The 15,457-nt window shown below is 36.7% G+C and carries 18 protein-coding genes; 16 read left to right on the forward strand and 2 right to left on the reverse strand.

Going from position 1 to position 15,457, the window contains the following annotated elements; all coding sequences use genetic code 11:
• The 10 genes from C7K43_RS00345 to recN all read left to right on the forward strand — a co-directional run bounded on the left by C7K43_RS00345 (nt 1) and on the right by recN (nt 8,514).
• Nucleotides 1-1,065, forward strand: coding sequence for a M24 family metallopeptidase (locus C7K43_RS00345; protein WP_124005025.1), 1,065 nt, complete (start codon nt 1-3; stop codon nt 1,063-1,065).
• Nucleotides 1,066-1,166: 101 nt separating this feature from the next.
• A complete protein-coding gene (locus tag C7K43_RS00350; protein ID WP_124005026.1) occupies nt 1,167-1,592 on the forward strand; it encodes an Asp23/Gls24 family envelope stress response protein in 426 nt (141 codons plus the stop codon).
• A complete protein-coding gene (gene nusB / locus C7K43_RS00355) occupies nt 1,585-2,031 on the forward strand; it encodes a transcription antitermination factor NusB (RefSeq protein ID WP_124005027.1) in 447 nt (148 codons plus the stop codon). The genes C7K43_RS00350 and nusB overlap by 8 nt, the downstream gene beginning before the upstream one ends.
• Before the next feature lie 73 nt (nt 2,032-2,104).
• Nucleotides 2,105-2,956, forward strand: coding sequence for a bifunctional methylenetetrahydrofolate dehydrogenase/methenyltetrahydrofolate cyclohydrolase (locus C7K43_RS00360; RefSeq protein WP_124005028.1), 852 nt, complete (start codon nt 2,105-2,107; stop codon nt 2,954-2,956).
• 3 nt (nt 2,957-2,959) lie between these two features.
• A complete protein-coding gene (xseA, locus tag C7K43_RS00365) occupies nt 2,960-4,306 on the forward strand; it encodes an exodeoxyribonuclease VII large subunit (RefSeq protein ID WP_124005029.1) in 1,347 nt (448 codons plus the stop codon).
• On the forward strand, nt 4,287-4,508 hold the full coding sequence (locus tag C7K43_RS00370; RefSeq protein WP_124005030.1) for an exodeoxyribonuclease VII small subunit: 222 nt from the start codon (nt 4,287-4,289) through the stop codon (nt 4,506-4,508). The genes xseA and C7K43_RS00370 overlap by 20 nt, the downstream gene beginning before the upstream one ends.
• Nucleotides 4,505-5,401, forward strand: a complete 897-nt coding sequence (locus C7K43_RS00375; RefSeq protein ID WP_124005031.1) for a polyprenyl synthetase family protein — start codon at nt 4,505-4,507, stop codon at nt 5,399-5,401. Before C7K43_RS00370 ends, C7K43_RS00375 begins: the two co-directional genes overlap by 4 nt.
• The gene (locus C7K43_RS00380; protein WP_124005032.1) at nt 5,398-6,213 is read left to right on the forward strand and encodes a TlyA family RNA methyltransferase; all 816 of its coding nucleotides are present in this window, start codon (nt 5,398-5,400) and stop codon (nt 6,211-6,213) included. Before C7K43_RS00375 ends, C7K43_RS00380 begins: the two co-directional genes overlap by 4 nt.
• A 151-nt stretch (nt 6,214-6,364) precedes the next feature.
• Nucleotides 6,365-6,817 (forward strand): arginine repressor, encoded by a 453-nt coding sequence (locus C7K43_RS00385; protein WP_124005033.1) that lies wholly within the window; start codon nt 6,365-6,367, stop codon nt 6,815-6,817.
• A 14-nt stretch (nt 6,818-6,831) separates the two neighbouring features.
• Nucleotides 6,832-8,514 (forward strand): DNA repair protein RecN, encoded by a 1,683-nt coding sequence (gene recN / locus C7K43_RS00390; RefSeq protein WP_124005034.1) that lies wholly within the window; start codon nt 6,832-6,834, stop codon nt 8,512-8,514.
• A gap of 38 nt (nt 8,515-8,552) precedes the next feature.
• Here recN and C7K43_RS00395 read toward each other — a convergent pair whose 3' ends face one another.
• Together C7K43_RS00395 and C7K43_RS00400 are read right to left on the reverse strand one after the other, a co-directional pair.
• Entirely contained in the window at nt 8,553-8,669 is a 117-nt protein-coding gene (locus tag C7K43_RS00395) for a DUF4044 domain-containing protein (RefSeq protein WP_124005035.1), read from the reverse strand.
• A 77-nt stretch (nt 8,670-8,746) separates the two neighbouring features.
• Nucleotides 8,747-9,703, reverse strand: coding sequence for a magnesium transporter CorA family protein (locus C7K43_RS00400; RefSeq protein ID WP_124005036.1), 957 nt, complete (start codon nt 9,701-9,703; stop codon nt 8,747-8,749).
• Nucleotides 9,704-9,835: 132 nt separating this feature from the next.
• Here C7K43_RS00400 and C7K43_RS00405 point away from each other — a divergent pair, with 132 nt between their 5' ends.
• From C7K43_RS00405 to mraY, 6 genes are all read left to right on the forward strand, one after another.
• Entirely contained in the window at nt 9,836-10,204 is a 369-nt protein-coding gene (locus tag C7K43_RS00405) for a DUF3397 domain-containing protein (RefSeq protein ID WP_124005037.1), read from the forward strand.
• Between the two features lie 173 nt (nt 10,205-10,377).
• The gene (gene mraZ, locus C7K43_RS00410; RefSeq protein WP_124005038.1) at nt 10,378-10,809 is read left to right on the forward strand and encodes a division/cell wall cluster transcriptional repressor MraZ; all 432 of its coding nucleotides are present in this window, start codon (nt 10,378-10,380) and stop codon (nt 10,807-10,809) included.
• A 14-nt stretch (nt 10,810-10,823) separates the two neighbouring features.
• Nucleotides 10,824-11,777, forward strand: coding sequence for a 16S rRNA (cytosine(1402)-N(4))-methyltransferase RsmH (rsmH, locus tag C7K43_RS00415; protein ID WP_124005039.1), 954 nt, complete (start codon nt 10,824-10,826; stop codon nt 11,775-11,777).
• A 5-nt stretch (nt 11,778-11,782) separates the two neighbouring features.
• A complete protein-coding gene (ftsL, locus tag C7K43_RS00420; RefSeq protein ID WP_124005040.1) occupies nt 11,783-12,190 on the forward strand; it encodes a cell division protein FtsL in 408 nt (135 codons plus the stop codon).
• Complete coding sequence (locus C7K43_RS00425) at nt 12,191-14,410, forward strand: penicillin-binding transpeptidase domain-containing protein (protein WP_124005041.1); 2,220 nt, start codon at nt 12,191-12,193, stop codon at nt 14,408-14,410.
• Between the two features lie 52 nt (nt 14,411-14,462).
• Nucleotides 14,463-15,428, forward strand: coding sequence for a phospho-N-acetylmuramoyl-pentapeptide-transferase (gene mraY / locus C7K43_RS00430; protein ID WP_124005042.1), 966 nt, complete (start codon nt 14,463-14,465; stop codon nt 15,426-15,428).
• The last annotated feature ends 29 nt before the right edge of the window (nt 15,429-15,457 follow it).

A 15,457-nucleotide genomic window follows, 5' to 3' on the forward strand; every position in this document is an offset into this window, starting at 1 on the left:
ATGTCGCGAATCGATCGTTTGCGGGAAAAGATGAACCAAGAAGAAGTGGACGGCTTTTTAATTACCAGTCCTTATAACTTGCGTTACTTTACCAACTTTACCGGTACTACAGGATTAGCTCTAGTCACTAAAGAACAGGCTTTTTTTGTTACCGATTTTCGTTATACGCAACAAGCTGCTAAACAAGCGCAAGGTTTTGAAATTGTAAAAAATAGCGGCAATATTTTTGCAGCAGTAGCTGAACTTGTCCAAAAAGAAGCAGTTAATGCGCTCGCTTTTGAAGAAGACCATATTAGCTTTGCCGAATATGGTATACTAGAAGACTTGATTACCGAAAGTGCACTAGCGCCAATTTCTGGTGTTTTGGAAAGTCTGCGAGAAGTAAAAGATGAACAGGAAATTGAAACGATCAAACAAGCTTGTTTGATTGCTGATCAAGGATTTGATCATGTATTGAAAATGATCCAGCCAGGGATGACTGAAATTGAAGTGGCGAATCAATTAGATTTTTATATGCGTTCACTTGGGGCTAGTGGTGTTTCTTTTGAAACGATTGTTGCTTCTGGCAAGCGAGCTGCGATGCCGCACGGGGTGGCCAGTTCAAAAACAATCGAACAAGGTGATATTATCACACTAGATTTCGGTTGCTATTATGAAGGCTATGTCTCAGATATGACACGTACTTTTGCAATTGGAGATCCTGGTAAAAAGATGAAGGAAATTTATCAAATTGTGTTAGAAGCGCAACTAAAAGTGATTGAAGCAGCTAAACCTGGGATAAGTGGTATCGAATTAGATGCTGTTGCCCGGGACTATATTGCTTCATTTGGTTATGGAAAAGACTTTGGTCATTCAACTGGACATGGTATTGGACTAGAAATTCATGAAGGCCCGAATGTTTCTGCACGCGCAGATAACACGTTTGTACCGGGCAATGTGATTACTGATGAACCAGGTATTTATTTACCAGAAATTGGCGGTGTCAGAATTGAAGATGATCTATTAATTACTTCTGAGGGGAATGAAGTGTTAACTCATTCGCCTAAGGAATTGATCATTTTATAATTTTTTCAAGTTTTGATATTCGATGAGTTTTAACGTGGCTTATCTATAAATTAAATGATAAACTAAAAACTGGAAGGCAATCCTAAAATGGAGGAATCTAAATGGCTGATGAAAAAAATTTTGTTTTAGATGCAAATCAGGAACTAGGAGAAATTGTGATTGCTCCTGAGGTGATCGAAGTAATCATCGGAATTGCTGCTTCAAAAGTAGAGGGTGTTTATCGCATGCAAGGCAATTTTGCCAACAACGTCACGGAATTATTAGGACGTTCTACTTACGGCAAAGGCGTTTATTTAACAATGGATGAAACAGGAATTAAAGTTGACATATATATTTACATGAAATATGGCGTTTCTGTTCCCAAGGTAGCAATGGATATGCAAAATCGAGTAAAACAGCAAGTCTTATTTATGACAGATGTTGAACTTGCTGAGGTAAATATTCATGTCGTTGCAGTGGTTCCCGAAAAAACAGAGCAATTGGATTTAGAAGATTTTTTTGAAAACGATGAGGAAGAAAATGAATAAAGAACTATCAAGACACGAAATCAGACAGAAAGCTGTACAGGCTCTATTTCCACTGGACGTAAATCAAGTTTTAGATAAAAAAGATGCAATCGACGCTGCATTGGAATTAGAACATGGTGAAATCATTGATGAAGAACAAGAAAACTTTGTTCCAGGATACTTAGATGCTTTAGTTACAGGAGTTTGTGCTAATAAAAGCATACTTGATGAAAAAATTAAAAACCATCTGCGTAAAGGATGGCGCTTCGAAAGATTAGCTAAGATGGATGTAGTTATTCTGCGCATTGGACTATTTGAAATGCTATATGTGGATGATACGCCCAATAAAGTAGCATTAAATGAAGCAATTGAGCTGACAAAAACATTTAGCGACGAGCAAGCACGCAAATTTGTCAATGGTATTTTATCGGCTGTGAATACAGAGATTGAAGCTAGCTAATGAGCTAGCTTCTTTTGTTGAAAGAGTAAAGTTATGCTAAAATAAAAAAATAACATGAGGGAGTGACCAACAAATGGCAAAATTGATTAAAGGCAGAGAACTGGCAGATAATATGCAAGAACAAATGCGTTTAGAAGTTGAAGCTTTAAAAAAACAAGAGATTTTCCCAGGTTTGGTAGTTTTTTTAGTAGGCGATGACTCGGCAAGTAAAACATATATCAAAAATAAAGAAATCGCAGCGCAAAAAATCGGCATTCAGTCAAAATTGGAAAACTACCCCTCAGATATCAGTGAAGAAGCGCTATTAGCGGAAATAAAAAAATATAATGACAACCCAAACTATCATGGGATTTTAGTACAGCTGCCGTTACCCGAACATATTGATGAAGAAAAAGTGTTACTTGCAATTGACCCTAAAAAAGATGTTGACGGATTTCATCCATTAAATATGGGGAAACTTTTATTAGGAAAACCAGCAGCAATTCCTTGTACACCTTATGGCATCATGAAGATGTTTGAAGCTTACGAGGTTGATTTGGCAGGAAAAAATGCGATTGTTATTGGACGTAGTAATATTGTCGGTAAACCAATGGCTCAATTACTTTTAGCACAAAATGCGACTGTTACGATGGCACATTCGTATACGAAAAATTTACCTGCTTTGGCAAAACAAGCAGATGTAATTGTATCTGCCATTGGTAAAGGGAACTTTATTACCGAAGAGTTTGTTAAAGAGGGTGCCGTTGTCATTGATGTTGGGATGAATCGTGATGAAAATGGCAAACTGATTGGTGATGTGAAATTTGCTGAAGTTGAGCCACATGCCAGCTACATTACGCCGGTTCCTAAAGGCGTCGGTCCGATGACCATTACGATGTTGATGCAACAAACGATTCAAGCTTGCAAACGTCAGGAGCTAAGTTAGTCAATGGAATATTTAACAGTTAGTGCACTTACTAAATATTTAAAAAGAAAATTTGACGTCGATCCATATTTAGAGAAAGTTTTTCTAACAGGTGAGATCTCCAATTTCCGTCTACGCCCTAATCACCAGTACTTTAATATAAAAGATGATAAAGCTAAGATTTCGGCAGTGATGTTTAAAAATGCTTTTCGTAAATTAGACTTTCAACCTGAAGAAGGAATGAAAGTGATGGTTGTAGGACGTATTTCAATTTATGAAACTACGGGAAACTATCAAATTTATATCGATCAGATGCAGCCCGATGGTATCGGTGCCTTATATCAGGCTTATGAGCAGTTGAAAAAAAAGTTGGATGCTGAGGGTTTATTTCATTTACCTAAAAAGTCATTACCTAAATTCCCTAAAAGGATTGCTGTTTTGACTAGCCCTAGCGGTGCGGTCATTCGAGATATTATCACTACGACTAAAAGAAGGTATCCCATCGTTCAAATTGTTTTATTTCCAACTGTCGTACAGGGTGAAAAAGCAGCAGATGACGTTGTTAAAAATATTAAACGAGCACAAGAAAAAGGCGACTTTGACACGATGATCATCGGTCGTGGCGGAGGTTCAATCGAAGATTTGTGGCCATTTAATGAGGAACGGGTGGCTAGAGCTATTGCTTCTTGCGATATCCCAGTTATCTCTTCTGTCGGACATGAAACAGATACGACCATTGCTGATTTAGTGGCTGATGTGCGTGCTGCAACACCAACGGCTGCAGCTGAGCTTGCAGTGCCTGTACTCACCGAAGAAATTTTACGAATTGAAGAAAAACAAGCCCGCTTACAACAAGCTTACATTCGGCAAATTCAACGTAAGCAAGAACGATTTCAACGGGTACAAAATTCGTACATCTTTCGTCAACCGGAACGTTTGTATGAAGCTCAATCGATTAAATTGGACCAGCTTAATCAGCGCATGAACCAAACGTTACAGCGTTTAGTTTACGAAAAAGAAAAAGGATATACTCAAGTAGACTATCGTTTTCGTCAGTCAGCGCCTATTGCCAAGATAAAAGAGACCAGGCAAGAAGTAGACTACTTACAAGAACGTTTAAAAAATCAGATTCAGCAAGTCGTGACCAAAAAGCAACAGTCTTTTGAACAAACGGTACAGGCTTTAGACTTATTAAGTCCTTTAAAAATTATGGCAAGGGGATATAGTTATACGACTAAAGAGGAAAAAGTAGTGAAATCTGTTCATGATTTAGCGGAAAATGATACATTAAAAGTGCACTACAAAGACGGACAAGTACAAACGAAAGTAATTGGGATTGAGGAGGATGAAGATGGCCGAGGCAACATTTGAAGAATCATTAGAAGAATTGGAAAAAATTGTGACTCGTTTAGAACAAGGCGATGTTCCTTTGGAAGAAGCGCTGGATGCTTTTCAAAAAGGGATGACATTGAGTAAGCAATGTAAAGAAACCTTATCTAAAGCGGAAAAAACATTAACCAAAATGATGACAGAAGACGAAGAAGAAGTTCCATTTGAAGAGGAAGAACAATGAGTGGTCTACAGATATGGCAAAAAAATGAACTGCCTAAAGTTGAAAGCCAGATAGAAGGGTTTATTCATACACATACTGCTAATGAACAATTAAAAGAAAGTATGCTGTATTCAATTAATGCGGGCGGTAAACGGATTCGTCCTTTATTAGTATTAGCTACAGTAGAGGCTTTTGGACAAACAGCTACTCAGCAGACGTATCAAATTGCTGCAGCATTAGAAATGGTTCATACGTATTCGCTTATTCATGACGATTTGCCAGCGATGGACAATGACGATTTACGTCGTGGTAAAGCGACCAATCATATTGTTTTTGGCGATGCTTTAGCTATCTTGGCTGGGGACGCGCTACTAACGGGAGCTTTTGAATTAGTTGCTGAAACAGAGTTAGCAGCTGATAAAAAGAACCAATTGCTGCAGTTACTGGCAAAGTCAGCTGGAGCTAATGGTATGGTTGCCGGGCAAGTTTATGATATTCAAAGCGAACAAAAAAGTTTAACTTTTACTGAATTAGCAGCTTTACATCAAAAAAAGACAGGCGCCTTGATTCGTTTTGCTGTCGTTAGCGGTGGGGTTCTAACGGACCAAGATGAACAAGTTTTAAGCAAGCTGGATGACTTTGCAACTCATTTAGGATTGGCTTTTCAAATCAGGGACGACTTACTTGATGAGTTAGCAACGACCGAACAAATGGGCAAAAAAACCAAAAAAGACGATGCTGCCGGGAAAAATACATATCCAGTATTATTGGGGATGGAAAAAGCAAAGTCAGCTCTTTGCGCAGAATTAACCCAAGCACGTAATATACTTAAAAGTTTATCTTTTAACGATTTTAACCCTACCTTATTACTAGAGATGATTAAGTTATTTGAATTGGAAAGAGGCAATCAATGAAAAAAGAACGTGTGGATATTTTGGCTTTTCAGCAGGGGCTTTTTACCACTAGAGAACAAGCCAAAAGGGGGATTATGGCCGGAACTGTCTATACGCAAAAGAACCAACGTTTGGATAAACCGGGTGAAAAGATTCCACAAGATACGATACTTAAAATTATTGGGGCGCAATTACCTTATGTTTCTCGTGGCGGTTTAAAATTAGAAAGAGCGTTAATGGTGTTTGATTTTCAAGTGAAAGATAAAATTTTATTAGATATTGGTGCTTCTACTGGTGGATTTACCGATTGTGCATTGCAAAATGGGGCACTGTTAAGTTATGCGCTTGATGTGGGTTACAATCAATTAGCCTGGAAAATTAGACAAGACCCACGGGTAATCGTTATGGAAAGAACCAATTTTCGTTATTGTAAGCCAGCCGATTTTACCCAAGGGAAACCGGAAGTGGCAACTATTGATGTGTCGTTTATTTCTTTGAAAAAAATCCTACCTACATTACATCCGATACTTACAGATCAGGGCGAAGTGATGGCATTAATTAAACCCCAATTTGAAGCAGGAAAAGAATCTGTCGGCAAAAAAGGAATTATTCACGATCCTGCGATTCATCAAGCGGTGCTAGAAGATATTTCAGCCTTTGCTTTACAGGAAAATTATGATTTGCAGGCGCTAAATTATTCGCCTGTCACTGGTGGACATGGCAATATAGAATTTATTGCTCATTTAAAAAAATCGGAGCAACTAGGAATGAACCGATCAGATATAAAAATTGAACAATTAGTAGCTAAAGCGCATGAAAAATTAGACAAGTAAAGAAAGAAACGTTCTTTTACGTTTCTTTCTTTTTTATGTTGTGTATCTCTGCCTTTTCTTATTGTACAAAATAAGCTATGATGAATACGATTTAGGTAAAATAATAAGAGAAATATTCTCGAAAAATAAATATTTTTACATGGAGGTTAGCATGAAAAAAGAAGAACGACATCAGATAATTATTCAATTATTAGAAGAAGTTGATATTCAAAAACAAGAAGAATTGGTTGCAGCTTTGCAAGCACGAAATGTTGAAGTCACACAAGCCACTGTATCAAGGGACATTAAAGAATTAAAATTGATTAAAGTTCCAGCGGCAGGTGGTGGTTATCGTTATAGTATTCCTGTAGAATCAGATGAAGATATGAACGAAAAATTAAATAAATTATTAAAAAATGCTTTTGTAACAATGGATCAAATGGATAAGTTTGTCATTTTAAAAACCTTACCCGGCAATGCTTCAGCAATTGCAAATTTGATCGATAAACGTTTCGATGAAGAACTGTTTGCTATTTTAAATGATGATGATAATATTTTGATGATTGCAAAGACGACGCAAGCAAAAGAACGTTTATTTCAAGAATTGCAAAAGTATACTCAATAAAAGGAGAGCTTCATATGTTATTAGAGTTGTCCATTGAAAATTTTGCGATTATAGAAAGCCTCCATTTAACCTTTCATAAAGGCATGACGGCTTTAACGGGAGAAACAGGTGCAGGTAAATCAATTATTATTGATGCAATGGGTTTGCTTGCAGGCGGTAGAGGTTCAACAGATTATATACGCCAGGGGAAAACCAAATGTGTATTAGAAGGGTTATTTGAATTGCCTAAGCAGACGTCTTTTAAAGCCTTACTTGATGAACTAGGTATTGATCAACAAGACGAATTGTTAATTATTCAACGAGATATAACAAATTCTGGTAAAAGTATTTGTCGCGTTAATGGGAGAATTGTCACGCTAGGAAATTTAAAACGGATTGGCGCGTACCTGGTGGATATCCAAGGTCAAAATGAACACCAAGACCTTTTGCAGACGGAAAAGCATTTGCAATTAGTTGATAGTTTCGGTTCGCCAACTTTTAAGAACCAGTTAGCAGAATTTAAGGAACAGTATGATGAATTTCGTGAATTGGAGAGAAAAGTTCGAACCATTCAGGAAAATGAGCAATCTTATATTCAACGGATTGATATGCTGAATTTCCAGAAAAAAGAAATTGAAGAAGCAGATTTACAAATAGACGAAGAAGAAAAGTTAGTTGAAGAACGAGATAAATTAACAAATTTCCAAAAAATTGTAGATGCTTTTGCCAAAAGTCACGAAGTCTTAGCCGCAGAAACTGGAAATAGTCTAGATGGAATTGGCATTGCTGCACAAGAACTACAAGAAGTGGCGCACTTAGATAAAGAATATGAACAAATTAATGAAAGTGTACAGAATGCTTATTATTTATTACAAGACGCTGCTGGTGAGATTTCTAGTATACTCGACCAATTGGAACTAGACGAGGGGCGTTTGGAAGAAGTAAATGCGCGCTTGGAAGTTATTCGTCAGTTAAAGCGAAAGTATGGAGAATCAGTCGCTTCAGTTTTAACTTACTATGAAAAAATTTCAATGGAATTAGCTCAAGCAGATGATACCGGCAACCGTTTAGAAGAAATGCAGCAAAATTTGGATAAAAAGAATAATGAAATTTGGAAAATGGCTGAGAGTCTGCATTCTCAGCGCAAGCAAATTGCACGTCAACTAGAAAAGGATATCTTACAAGAGCTGGCGGATTTATACCTTGAAAACACTCAGTTTGAAGTACGATTTTCTGAGGAAAAGAAAGTATTACACAGAAGTGGCTTTGATCAAGTAGAATTTTATATAACGACCAATCCAGGGGAGCCTCTAAAACCACTAGCTAAGGTTGCATCAGGAGGAGAATTATCACGGATTCTGTTAGCTTTAAAATCGATCTTTTCTAAAGCGCAAGAGAAAACAAGCATTGTTTTTGATGAGGTAGATACGGGCGTTAGCGGACGAGTGGCGCAAGCAATTGCAGAAAAAATCAGCAGAATTGCTTATGAGTCCCAAGTACTTTGTATTACTCATTTACCTCAAGTTGCAGCTGCTGGCGATTATCAGTATTTGATCAGTAAAGAGGTTCAAAAAGGTAGAACCAAAACGATAGTAAAAGAAATTGATATTCCTAAGCGAATTCAAGAGATTGCTCGGATGCTTTCTGGAGCAGAAATTACTGAATTGACGATGGAAAACGCGAAAGAAATGCTGACTCAAGCAGGAAAAATTGCATAAAAAAACAGCTTCTATTAATAGAAGCTGTTTTATCAGATTTAAACGATTGCTGCTACAGCACTCAATACGATAGTGCCGATTGTCGCAATTAGCATAATCCATATGACGACTTTCGTAATTTTTGAAAAAGTGCTTGTTGGCTTTTTGTCTCGCATGGTTATTCATCCTTTTAATAGTTTAATGCCAGTTTACAACCAAAATTAGTAGAAAACAAGAAAAGAACTTAGGAAAGCTATAAAAGGTTCTTTTTCTTTAAAATTTTAATTGTAAACCAGCTGATAATGACCGTGACTAGCATGATAATCCAAAAAGCATTGGGCCATTCAGCGATAGGTAACCTGACGTTCATTCCATAGATTCCACCGATAATGGTTGGGATGGTTAAAACGATCGTTACCGAAGTTAATATTTTCATTACATTATTTAAATTATTTGAAACCACTGATGAAAAAGTATCATTCATGTGAGTTGCAAATTTTAGGTGAATATTTGCTGAAGTCAATGCTTGTTGTGTTTCCACAAGAATATCATGTAAATGATTTTTAAATGCATGATTTTGTTGAAACAATTCTGTGTTAGCTAAGACAGTTAAAGTTTTTAAATTAGCTGAGGTGGCTTCATCAAAGAAAACTAAACTTTTTTGGATATCCATGATCTGGTATAATTGTTCGTTTTGGGTAGAAACTTTAATCTGTTTTTCTAGACTGTCTAAATGATCTTTCGTTTGTTCTAAACAATCGTTAAAAGAAAGAGCAACTTGCCATAGAACTTCTAGCAGGATATTCATTTCAGGAACATTATCGTTCGGCTTGAAATGGTGATTTTTGAGCGTTTTTAAAAATGATGGCGAATAATTGGTTACTGTAATAACCCTATTTTCAGGAGTTACGATCAAAGATAAAGGATAAGTTTCATATTGTTGAAACCCTGAAGGGCTCTTGATTTCATAAGGATACTGCAAGAGCAAAAGGGCTGCTTTTTTCATTGTTTGCTGATTTAATCCTTCGCTGCGTGAGTTTTCCTCGTCATCTAAAACTGCTGTCAGGTAATCTTTGGGCAATTTATAGTCTTTAATCAAGGTGTTGATTTCTTGTGAGGTTGGTTTTTCAACATGCAGCCACAAAGTTTCTTGATCGATTGTATCTTGTTTGGCTAAGTAATTATTATCGATCGTATAATAATAAATCATGAACTCCCTCCTTTATTATGCCTTGCATGTAATCGAAAGCTTTATTATATCTATTTTAACAGAAAAATTTAAAACAATGAAATAACTACTTGAAAAGTTGGAATCTATTTATTTATTAGAAAGGATCGCATTATGTCTACATTTTCACCGATTTATTTATTTTGGTATTTTTTTCCTGCAATTGTTTTGTTTGCAGCTAAGCTAGTTGTCTCTGTCTTCTCGTTAAATAAGCGTTTCCGTATAAAGGCATCGGATTTAACTGTGCCATTTTTACTCTTTGGCATTCATCAGCTTTCAAACGTTAGCTTTCAATTTTCTATTTTCCCCTATTTTTTGATTACCCTTTTGCTATTAGGAATTGCTTTAGCTATTTTACAAGCTTATTTTTTTGAAGAAATCATATACCGACGCTTTTTTAAAATGTATTGGCGTTCGGTTTTTTTACTGGCTTTTGTTTTATATATTGTTCTGATTATTTTTAGTATACTTCAGTTCTTTTAATTTTTTTAAACAAAAGTCTTTTAAAAGACTTTGAGAAATCTTGTTATACCCGTTATTTTCAATTGGTAAAAAATAGTCAAAAAAGTTATTTAGCAATTTTATACAAAATGTGGTAGAAAGTGGGGGATTGTGGTAGACTGTGTTTATCAGGTGGTAAACAGGGGGGATAAAAGATGCTAATGGGTGAATTCCAACACTCGATAGACACAAAAGGGCGTTTGATTGTCCCGTCCAAACTCCGTGAACAACTAGGTGAAAAATTTGTTGTGACACGTGGTTTAGATGGTTGTCTATTTGGCTATCCTCAAACTGAATGGGAAAAATTGGAAGAAAAGTTAGACCAAATGCCTCTTGCTAAAAAAGATGCAAGAAGCTTTGTCCGCTTCTTTTATTCTGCTGCCACTGAATGTGAAATTGATAAACAAGGTCGAATCAATATCCCGAACACACTGAGAAAACATGCAAGTTTAGAAAAAAATTGTGTGATTATTGGCGTTTCAACTCGGATTGAAATTTGGGATGAACAACGTTGGAACGATTTTTCTGAAGAAACAGAAGAAAATTTTGATGATATTGCCGAAACAATGATTGACTTTGGCTTGTAGAAAGAGGAAATTGGATGGTAATGTTTCAACATTTTACAGTGATGAAAAAAGAAACTGTAGACAGTTTGAATATTGACCCTCACGGTACTTATGTCGATTGTACCTTAGGGGGAGCGGGTCATAGTCAGTATTTATTGGAACAGTTAGCTTCTGATGGCCATTTATATGCTTTTGATCAAGATCAAAAAGCGATTGATTATGCCAAAGAACGTTTGGCTTCTTATGTAAAAAAAGGACAGGTCACTTTTATAAAACGCAACTTTCGTTTTATAAAAGAAGAACTTGAAAACTTAAATGTTAATAAAGTTGATGGCATTTTTTATGATTTAGGCGTTTCCTCGCCTCAATTAGATGAAGCCCAACGTGGTTTTAGTTACCATCAAGAAGCACCATTAGATATGCGGATGGACCAAAATCAAACACTATCTGCTTATGAGGTTGTAAACGAATATGATTATCAGCAATTAGTAAAAATATTTTTTCGTTATGGTGAAGAACGCTTTTCTAAACAAATTGCACGCAAAATTGAAGCTGCTCGTAAAAATCAGCCAATTGAAACGACAACGCAACTTGTAGATATCATAAAAGAAGCGATCCCCGCTCCTGCAAGAAGAAAAGGCGGTCATCCAGCAAAAAGGGTATTTCAGGCAATTCGTATTGCCGTTAATGATGAATTAGGCGCTATCGAAGATTCGCTAGAACAGGCGATTGAGCTTTTAGCTATAGAAGGACGCATTGCAGTTATCACCTTTCATTCTTTGGAGGATCGCATTGCAAAAAATATATTTAAAGAATATAGCCAAGTCAAAGAAATGCCGCCCGGGCTTCCTATAATACCGGATGAATTTCAACCAATTCTTTCATTAGTAACCAGAAAACCAATTCTTCCAACAGAAGAAGAGATTGAAGAAAATAATCGTTCACGCAGCGCGAAACTACGTGTAGCTAAAAAGTTAAAGGAGGAGTAAAACCAATGGCAGAACTAAAAGCACAAGATGCTTCTTACGAAATTGAAGATGAAACATTGCAAGAACAGGCACATTTACAGCCATCAGATACTCCTGACCGTCCCGATGTGGTGGTTGTTCCTTTATCTCCTACACGTAAATTAGAAAAAATTTCGCGTTTAGAAAAAATCCTAGTTGCTGTTTTAATGGCCACTTTAATTGGGTTAGGGTTACTTACGATTAGTTTACGCACAACGATCAGTGAAGCTGAACAAGACGTTTCTTCATTACAAGAAAATGTCAGTCAAGGGCAAGCCGAAGTAACGCGTTTGCAACAAGAAAAAAATGAATTATCAAAAAGTGAACGGATCCAAAAAATTGCTGAAGATAAAGGGCTATCGATTGATAGCGAACATTTAAGGAAAGTGAATTAAATGCGTATGATAAAAAAAATCCGGCAATACTTTAAAAAGAAAAACTTGTCTACCAGGAACAATCGCAAAAAAGTAGGAATTATTCTCTTTGCTACGAGTATTGGATTGTTCTTTTTATTTGTCGCACGGTTAAGTTATATTGTGGTTGTCGGTGATGTTGCAGGAGAATCTTTAGAAACGCAAACAAGAAATTTATACCAAGGATCAGAAGTTGTTAAGGCAAAACGAGGGACAATTTACGATCGAAATGGAGAACCAATTGCAGAGGACGCGACTTCTTATTCTTTATATGCGATATTATCGGAAGCTTATACAAACGACGATGAAAATTTATATGCTGAACCTAAAAATTTTGATAAACTAGCAGAGATCATCGCCGATACAATTAATGATGTTGATAAAAAAGAAACATTAAAAGTGTTAAAAGAAGGCGCCAAAGAAAACAAATATCAAGTGGATATTCCTAATGCAAAAAGTATTAGTTTGCAACAAAGAGAAGAAATTGAAGATGCCATGGAAGATCAAAAAATCAACGGGTTGTACTTTACTGAACACCCATCTCGGATTTATCCAAATGGTGTTTTCTCTTCGCATTTTATTGGTTATGCAGACATTCAAAATGATGAGGAAACCGAGCAAGAAAACTTGGTAGGTCGTATGGGAATTGAAGAGGATTATAATGACATCTTAAAAGGAAAAGATGGAAAAATTATTTATCAAAAAGATAATTATCAAAATCCTTTACCTGGAACGGTTGCTGAATCTGAACCCGCTGTTGATGGTCAAGACATTTATACAACGTTAGATAGCAGGCTACAAAGTTATTTAGAAACATTGATGGATCAAGCTTGGGATAAAATCGACGCTGAAGATATGACAGCCGTGTTAATGGATGCTAAAACCGGTGAAATTGCTTCAATGTCACAACGACCTACTTTCAATCCCGAAACGAAAAAAGGAATCAATGATGATGATTTTGTTTGGTCGAATCTATTTGTAGAAGATAACTATGAGCCAGGTTCAACCATGAAAGTGATGACGGTTGCCAGTGCGATTGATAACGGCATATTTGACCCTGACGAAACCTATAAACCGGGCGAAATGAACTTACTTGATGCCACCATCAGAGACTGGGACTATGCAAGGGGTCCTAAGCCCAGCTTAACTATGCGTCAAGCTTTATCATGGTCGAGTAACGTGGGTATGGTTAGATTAGAACAACAAATGAAGGCACGTTGGCAACGCTACTTGCAAGAATTTGGTTTTGGTAGAAGTACGTACTCAGGTCTTTCCAATGAAAAAAGTGGGACATTGCCAGAAGACAATGTCGTCAGTCATGCTATGACTGCTTTTGGACAAGCAATTGGGGTAACACAGTTCCAAATGTTACAAGCCTTTAGTGCGATTTCTAATGATGGCGCGATGTTAAAACCACAAGTGATTCAAAAAATCGTCAATGACGCTGAAAATGATGAAATGGTTACCCAGCCTGAAGTTGTGGGGCATCCTGTTTCAGAAGATGCAGCTCAAGATGTGCGGGAATATATGAGAGACACAGTGGAAAGTGAAGAATATGGAACAGCTTATGACCAATATAAAGTACCAAATGAAACGGTCTCTGCCAAAACTGGGACAGCCCAAATTTCCCGGGATGGAAGCTATTTAGACGGGCAAGGCGATTATCTGTATTCGGTGGTGCTGATGACACCTGCCGAAGATCCTGAATATGTCATGTACCTTACAATGAATCGTCCAGATCAAGAAGATACCGAAGTCCTCTCTAGTATTGCTAATCCATTATTAGAACGAGCAATGGACTTGCGTGATGTTGATGAGAGTGAAGGTAACAATGAAGAAGCTAGTAATGAAAAAGTTAAAGTGGAAGATTATCGCAACTTAGAAACAGATGCTGCGGCAGCAGATGTACAAAAGAAAGGGTTAGTTCCAATAGTTATCGGAGACGGTAATAAAGTAGTAGAGCAATCTGTGGATAACGGGGAGCGATTGATGTCTTCAGAAAAACTATTGCTTTTAACCGACGACCAAAACCCTATGATGCCAGATGTTAGCGGTTGGTCAAAAGCAGACCTCGTCAAATTTGGTGATCTTTTAGATGTTGATGTAACATTTGACGGAGAGGGTTATTGTACTGAGCAAAGTATTGAACCTTATGACGAGATAAGCGATGAAGAGCTGCATTTTAACTTAGAAGAAAACTAATTATAAAAAGAATTGAAATAAAAGATCAATTGGATACGAGGAGAGAGAAAATATGGATTGGACAAAAATGATTCTACCGATTGCCAGCGGCTTTGCCATAACGGTCATTTTAATGCCGTTATTTATTGGTTATTTTCAGATGAAAAAATATGGGCAGGAGATTCGCGATGAAGGCCCCAAATGGCATAACGTTAAAGCTGGGACTCCTACAATGGGCGGCGTCGTTTTTTTAGCCAGTTCAATTATTACTGCAATTTGGGTTAGTATATGGCAAGGAGAAATGTCGCCATCCTTACTAATTTCCCTTTTCGTTTTAATCTTATATGGCTTATTGGGTTTTTTAGATGATTTTATTAAAATATTCAAAAAGCGAAATATGGGTTTAACTTCACTACAAAAATTAGTGGGGCAAATCGTAGGTGCATTGGTTTTTTATTTTGTTTTCTTATATGAAGGAAATGAAAATGTCCTTAACTTTTTTGGATTATCAGTTCCTTTGACAATTTTTTATGGCTTGTTCGTGATGTTTTGGTTGGTAGGATTTTCAAATGCTGTCAATTTAGCTGATGGAATTGACGGTCTAGTTTCTGGTCTTGCCATCATTTCTTTTTCAACTTATGCTGTAATTGCTTGGTACCAAAATCAAATCGATATATTAATTATTTGTTTAAGTGTTATCGGTGCTTTAGTAGGATTTTTCCTATATAATCGTAAACCAGCCAAAATTTTCATGGGGGATGTAGGATCACTAGCTTTAGGAGGGCTGCTAGCAGGTATCTCCATTCTTTTACATCAAGAATGGACCTTACTACTAGTTGGTTTTGTCTATGTTATCGAAACAGCTAGCGTTATTTTACAAGTTGCTAGTTTCAAATTGACCGGAAAACGGATATTTAAAATGTCGCCTATCCATCATCATTTTGAAATGAACGGCTGGTCTGAATGGAAAATTGATGGTATATTTTGGTTAACTGCCCTTGTTTTTTCAATTATCACTTTAATCATTTGCTTAAATTGATAATTGAAAAATGGCAGACGGTATTTGCA

The sequence above is a fragment of the Tetragenococcus koreensis genome, from assembly GCF_003795145.1.
In the GTDB taxonomy this organism is placed as follows: Bacteria; Bacillota; Bacilli; order Lactobacillales; family Enterococcaceae; genus Tetragenococcus; species Tetragenococcus koreensis.

Bases quoted from the DNA above. Each gene is read 5' to 3' on its own strand.
- C7K43_RS00345 (WP_124005025.1), top strand. From the start codon at position 1: ATGTCGCGAATCGATCGTTTGCGGGAAAAGATGAACCAAGAAGAAGTG.
- C7K43_RS00350 (WP_124005026.1), top strand. From the start codon at position 1,167: ATGGCTGATGAAAAAAATTTTGTTTTAGATGCAAATCAGGAACTAGGA.
- nusB (WP_124005027.1), top strand. From the start codon at position 1,585: ATGAATAAAGAACTATCAAGACACGAAATCAGACAGAAAGCTGTACAG.
- C7K43_RS00360 (WP_124005028.1), top strand. From the start codon at position 2,105: ATGGCAAAATTGATTAAAGGCAGAGAACTGGCAGATAATATGCAAGAA.
- xseA (WP_124005029.1), top strand. From the start codon at position 2,960: ATGGAATATTTAACAGTTAGTGCACTTACTAAATATTTAAAAAGAAAA.
- C7K43_RS00370 (WP_124005030.1), top strand. From the start codon at position 4,287: ATGGCCGAGGCAACATTTGAAGAATCATTAGAAGAATTGGAAAAAATT.
- C7K43_RS00375 (WP_124005031.1), top strand. From the start codon at position 4,505: ATGAGTGGTCTACAGATATGGCAAAAAAATGAACTGCCTAAAGTTGAA.
- C7K43_RS00380 (WP_124005032.1), top strand. From the start codon at position 5,398: ATGAAAAAAGAACGTGTGGATATTTTGGCTTTTCAGCAGGGGCTTTTT.
- C7K43_RS00385 (WP_124005033.1), top strand. From the start codon at position 6,365: ATGAAAAAAGAAGAACGACATCAGATAATTATTCAATTATTAGAAGAA.
- recN (WP_124005034.1), top strand. From the start codon at position 6,832: ATGTTATTAGAGTTGTCCATTGAAAATTTTGCGATTATAGAAAGCCTC.
- C7K43_RS00395 (WP_124005035.1), bottom strand. From the start codon at position 8,669: ATGCGAGACAAAAAGCCAACAAGCACTTTTTCAAAAATTACGAAAGTC.
- C7K43_RS00400 (WP_124005036.1), bottom strand. From the start codon at position 9,703: ATGATTTATTATTATACGATCGATAATAATTACTTAGCCAAACAAGAT.
- C7K43_RS00405 (WP_124005037.1), top strand. From the start codon at position 9,836: ATGTCTACATTTTCACCGATTTATTTATTTTGGTATTTTTTTCCTGCA.
- mraZ (WP_124005038.1), top strand. From the start codon at position 10,378: ATGCTAATGGGTGAATTCCAACACTCGATAGACACAAAAGGGCGTTTG.
- rsmH (WP_124005039.1), top strand. From the start codon at position 10,824: ATGGTAATGTTTCAACATTTTACAGTGATGAAAAAAGAAACTGTAGAC.
- ftsL (WP_124005040.1), top strand. From the start codon at position 11,783: ATGGCAGAACTAAAAGCACAAGATGCTTCTTACGAAATTGAAGATGAA.
- C7K43_RS00425 (WP_124005041.1), top strand. From the start codon at position 12,191: ATGCGTATGATAAAAAAAATCCGGCAATACTTTAAAAAGAAAAACTTG.
- mraY (WP_124005042.1), top strand. From the start codon at position 14,463: ATGGATTGGACAAAAATGATTCTACCGATTGCCAGCGGCTTTGCCATA.